Origin of the sequence: uncultured Duncaniella sp. (assembly GCF_910577345.1) — a bacterium.
Taxonomy (GTDB): Bacteria; Bacteroidota; Bacteroidia; order Bacteroidales; family Muribaculaceae; genus Duncaniella.
On the sequence record NZ_CAJTMT010000053.1, the window covers coordinates 1 to 5376 of the forward strand.

Here is a 5376-nt window from a genome sequence, read left to right on the forward strand (position 1 = left end):
GAGGTCCACAATGTATCGCGTCGGTTCTCACGTCCCGTCACAGACCATCCGTCCGTCTCCACCGCAAGAGGATTGCGGGAGAATATGAGCGTATTACATATTTGTTCTATATATCTGATGTGCAGGATTATCTCGTCATCCTTTATCTCATACTCCCCACCAAATGACCTGATGAGATTCAGTTGGTCATCCTCCGAATCGTGATATGAGAATTTATTACCGGAAAACACATATCTCGCATTTCCGCAAGAGACCGACGAGCCATACTGCCAGATACCATCCAGATCAACGCAGTTGCATTGCAGGGCAAGCAACATGAATAAGCAAAACAGAATAGAAGATTTCATATTTTTACATTTCTTCATTATAGGGTTCACAAAGAGGATAGTAGGCATTGCCATCAAAGACAATGCTGTCTGCCGTAATTTTTATTGGCAAAACGAAGGATTGCGGTGATTTTAAGTGAATGTTCTTATCTCCAACATAATTTTTCTTTTCCCATCCAAAACTTGCAATAGGTATTCTTGGATCATAATCCAACTCCATAGGAGTATAAACACCTTCAACATAATACATTATATTAAGCTTTACGGAATCGCCATCTATGTAATAACTGCCTCCAAAATATCTCAACGGATTCAGACCCTCATATTCGCTTCTATAGTACCGGAATGAATCTGCCTTAAACTCATACCTCTGTGCAAAACCACTCCCAACTCCACATGAATATGCTTGATATATACCATCCGGCAATACTTCCGCCGACAGCGACGGAAGTATTCCTACAATCAAAACGAATAAAAATTTCCTGCTCATATATAATGTTTATTGCATCTGAAACTAAATATTTATTATCTCAAAAATCACCCGAATATTAGAGAATATGAACTGGTTAACAATACTATTTGGGAGAAAGCCTTCTTATTGCCACATTATCAAGTATCGAATCAACGAGTTGTTTTTTCTCCGATCTGACACGCTCATACGATATATTTATATGATACTTGAAATAGCTATCCTGCCTGAAATAGAGTCCATCTTTCGTATATGCTCGAGATCTTGCAATATTGCCAAGCTTTAAGTTATATAAATTCATGTCCTGACCATCAAAAGTTGAATTCATAGCCATAGTTCCGTAATGGAATACAACGGCACTGTTGTCATCCATATTAATAATGTAAAATTTATAAAATCCTTCTTCATAATAATATGTCTTTTTAGGGTCAAATAAGACAATCTCACCATTGCTCAGAGGCTCCAAATTCGGAACCTTAATTATTACTTGAACATTTTCCCTCTCGTTCGTCTCAACGGTATCCCAATTGATTATATTCATACAATCAATCGTATCCGTCAGCATATCTTCTGCATGTACAATTGTGTTTGAAATCCAGAAGAAGATTATTATACATATTAGCCCTTTCATTCATAACGAGATTTATAGTTATTTAATGCTTGTTGAGTCACCTTTTTAATATGTTGCTCTAATTTAGAGTTTCTTTGAACTCTAGTCAAAACCATTATTACTAAGAATCACATTAAAATCGAGTATAATGGCCCAATCTTTCCGCTCGCTTCCTACGCCACTCCAAAGTCGCGGAATCTGCGATTTCATCAGGGATTCCCGGCAAGGAATAATTAGCACTCCTCTCACTAATTTTACCATCTTTTATAATAAACTCAGCAACATATATATATGGTGGTCCCCCCGCATAGCCTGTTGGAAGATTACTTAATACCTTGATACTGTCAATATTCCAATTTCTTATCAAGTCATCTTCCCATGATTTAAAATTCCTGCTATATTTTTTTCGTTCATAATATATAGGACATTCATACACGATCAAACTATCATGATTGCTCCAGATTGTAACGACATTAAGTTTGTTGCCTTCCAATGCCATTCCCCCTCTGAAAAAGACGGTATCATTAATGCTGTCAATCTTAAATTTTTCAATAGGAGTATAATACCATATTGATGGCGAAGTCAACCACTCCGCAGAATTTTCATAACATATCGACTGATACTTATGGCATAATACCTCCATAAGAGTTTCCGATGTCACCATCTGACCAACTCCTATAACTATCAAAATCACTATTACTAATTTTTTCATTTATGATAATATTTTAAATTAATATCCTTGGAAACCAATAACTATTTCCTTCCATTACCAAATATCAATAGATATGCTATCGTGTATGCGGAAACTCCGGTACAATATAAATCTCTTCTCTTCATAAAATTATGGGTATTTGGATGGTAGCATATCTTATCGTTAAAATAACTTATACGTAACCCTATATTGTGTTCTGCTCTTATACCATTTTCAACTAAACCTGCGAATAAGTCACTTCTATCCACGGGGGTGCCGTTATCTGATACAGCCCACGGGGATTCATCCGGTTGTTTTCTAACCATAAAATCAAAAGCATGTGCCATTTCATGAGCCAAACCAATATATGATGGACGTGCATCTGTTACACCTCCATCTGATGTTTTGCTAAGAGCTCCTGTTTGCTTGTCCGGATTCCACAATATAGTATTACTTTCTGTATAGAAAACGTTTCCCTCCGTTATTGAGTTGAAGTATAAAGCCTCTGGGATATTAATTAAATCGGACACCATTTTACCTCCGATCAATCCTTCGCTAATCAATTGAAGATTATCAGCTAATTTATAAACAAAGGAATTACCCCCCTCGTAAGGGTTGTTGCTTTTATTATAAAAACCATAAACTCCCTCTACTTTTCTATATTCCCATTCCTCATCATCTTCCCATACAACTATACGCTCCCCATTCGGGTCGATGTAGTTGATGGGATTTCCGGCGCAGTAGGCGTAGGGGCTCAGCCAGGGGTATTTCTCGGCGAGGGGATCCCATGTGGTGAAGGAGGCGAGGAGGGGGTTGTAGCGGCGGGCGATGAAGTCGTATTCGTTCAGTCCGAAGAGGCGCAGGCGCTCGTTGCCAGCGTACAGGAAGGGCTGCTCAGTAGCTTCCCGCCACGGCTCACCGTAGGGGTAATAATTGGTCTGCTCAACTATCTTACCGTCTCCATCGACAACAGCTACATTGTTGCCTTGGTAATCAGTAACATAGTAATACACATCATTATCCATGAAATAGCCTCCCGCAAAGCGGGTCATGACATGTCGGTGACCGCCAAGTGCAGGAGCGGATGTAATAATCTGACCGTTACCCCGGTATTCTTTGACTAACAGAGGTAACTCATTGAGCACACCGGATGGCTGCATCATATAGATGGTCGTCGACAGGTGGTTGCCGAGGTTGTCCCACGCGTCATGGAACTCATGGCCCTCGTCAAGCACCATCCTCACCGGATGACCATCGTTGTTATACTCTATCAGCGTGATTCCACGTGTCTCGTCCGAGACTATACGCCCGGCGTCGTCATAGCTGACCGACATGTCCGACTCGTTACGGCCCATGCCCGTCATCCCCTCGAATGCAACAGCATCGCTCTTGGCTGTAACCGAACTTATACGGTTGCCGTCATAACTTATCGAAATATCGTCAAGAGTTCCATAGCTCTCCATCTTCGGGCCATCCATATCAACCATGTCGACAATGCCACGGCGCTTGACCGAAGTCAGATTGCTCATCGCGTCATAGCTGTAAGTTGCCGAGAAGCGGTCGGCATTGCTCCTGTACATCGAGGCAGACGTCAGGCGGTTATTTCCATCGTAGGAATACGAATAGACCTCCCCGTCCATAACCTTCGAAGAGATATTCCCATTATAGCAGGGAAACAGCCCCTCAGCATACTCTAATTTCTCCGAAATTACCTTCGGAACCTTCACTAAAGTACCACCCGAAAGCTGATTCCGCAGCTCCCCGGTAGTCGTCTCCGACGACTTCAGCCATCCGTGTATATCGTATATAAAATCCTGACGGCAGGCACCGAATGCACGCGAACTCAACTGACCCAACGAATTGTAGGCCATATCCATCCTCGCAGTATCGGTCCGGGCCGTATTTGAATCATGAAGCAACACACGGTGAGCGGTCTGACGACCCATCACGTCATAGTCATACTCCTCAGTGACCTTCGGAACCTTCGGGTCACACGGATCGTGGACGGTCTTCTGAAGCTGACCGTCGTAGGTGTAGACGTAGTTCGTGCGACCCTTGTTGAAGCCCGTCGAATAGCTCTGTATAACCTGACCGTCGGTATTATAGTGGTACGACTCAAAATTCTTGCCGTCATACACTCCCGTCAGCAGACCCTTCGACGACGGGGAGTACTCGGAATAGACCCATCCCGGCGACGAATCCTCATCCCAGCCGTACTCCGATCCGAGGCGGTTGTCGCTGATGAACTGATAGTTGTCGTAGAACCTCGCCCATGCCACCTCAGCCTCATCAGGAACATCCGGAACGGCATAGCCATGGAAAGCACCCCAGTCAGGCTCAGCCGTATTGGTCTGATACGCAAAATATGTAGCCTCCGCATCTGTCATCCGGCAATCGAAAGCTATCACCTGACGGTCGGCATTGTCGTAGCAGTAAAGACGCCACACACCCGCCTCCTGATGCGGAGAAAGCTCGGCCCCGAGGCGGTCAACGATGTCATAGCGGTAGAGCCACTCCCGAAGACCCGGAAGCTTCTTGCTCACTAACCGACCCCGCTCATCGTAGTCATACCAGTAGGCATAGCGCTGCATGTCTGCATCTGTCCGCTTCGCCGTCCCCGACAGAGCCGGAGGAAGGATATACCTCAGCTCACCGAAATCGTCATAGACATAATCCGTCACCAAGCCTCCCTGCTTACGGCACACTGTCAGCCCACGGAAATCCTTGTAGATCTCGGTCGTGATTCCGTCCTCATCCTCAGTAACCTCAATTGTCAGAAGCCCCTTGGGATAGTTGCCCTCCGATGTGACCCCGCCTGATGATGGGGTGTAGCGCACACAACTGTGGGCATCCGCATCATTCACGAGGTAGCGGACAGTCGCGGTTCTGTCCCCGGAGTGCCACGCGCGCCCGCTCTTTGTCGTGGATACGAGCAATTCCCGCTGAGAGGCTTCGTAGGTGAACGACGTATAAGGGTAGTCATCCCCATAGTCCGAGATGGCTACCGCCTTCACGCCCTCACTATCAGGCGTCTGTGAGGTATAGGCCACCGGATTCCACCGACGCGACAGACGGCCCATCACATCAAACTCGCTTATCTCAGTGAGGTAGCTCCTGTCGGGCTGACGGGTGACCGTAGCCCGGTTGCGCCCGAGGCCGTCGAAATAGGAATAGGAGGTGTATTTGTATCCGTAATCCGTCCATACGGCTTTCGTGATATAGTTGTTGCCGTCCTGATTTATACGGTAGGAATATGCCTCCAGCTTTCTTGAATTGAGTT

General features: G+C 45.0%; 5 protein-coding genes. All 5 read right to left on the bottom strand.

Annotated features, from left to right (window positions below):
- Window positions 1–347 (bottom strand): hypothetical protein (locus tag QZ310_RS13305; protein ID WP_297073695.1); only part of this gene is annotated, 347 nt, incomplete at its 3' end.
- Between the two features lie 4 nt (window positions 348–351).
- Window positions 352–816: a hypothetical protein gene (locus QZ310_RS13310; protein WP_297073698.1), complete on the bottom strand. Its 465-nt coding sequence runs from the start codon at window positions 814–816 to the stop codon at window positions 352–354.
- 85 nt (window positions 817–901) lie between these two features.
- Window positions 902–1426, bottom strand: a complete 525-nt coding sequence (locus QZ310_RS13315; protein WP_297073699.1) for a hypothetical protein — start codon at window positions 1424–1426, stop codon at window positions 902–904.
- Window positions 1427–1538: 112 nt separating this feature from the next.
- Window positions 1539–2117: a hypothetical protein gene (locus QZ310_RS13320; protein ID WP_297073701.1), complete on the bottom strand. Its 579-nt coding sequence runs from the start codon at window positions 2115–2117 to the stop codon at window positions 1539–1541.
- Window positions 2118–2158: 41 nt separating this feature from the next.
- A partial coding sequence (locus QZ310_RS13325; RefSeq protein WP_297073704.1) for an RHS repeat-associated core domain-containing protein occupies window positions 2159–5376 on the bottom strand: 3218 nt, incomplete at its 5' end.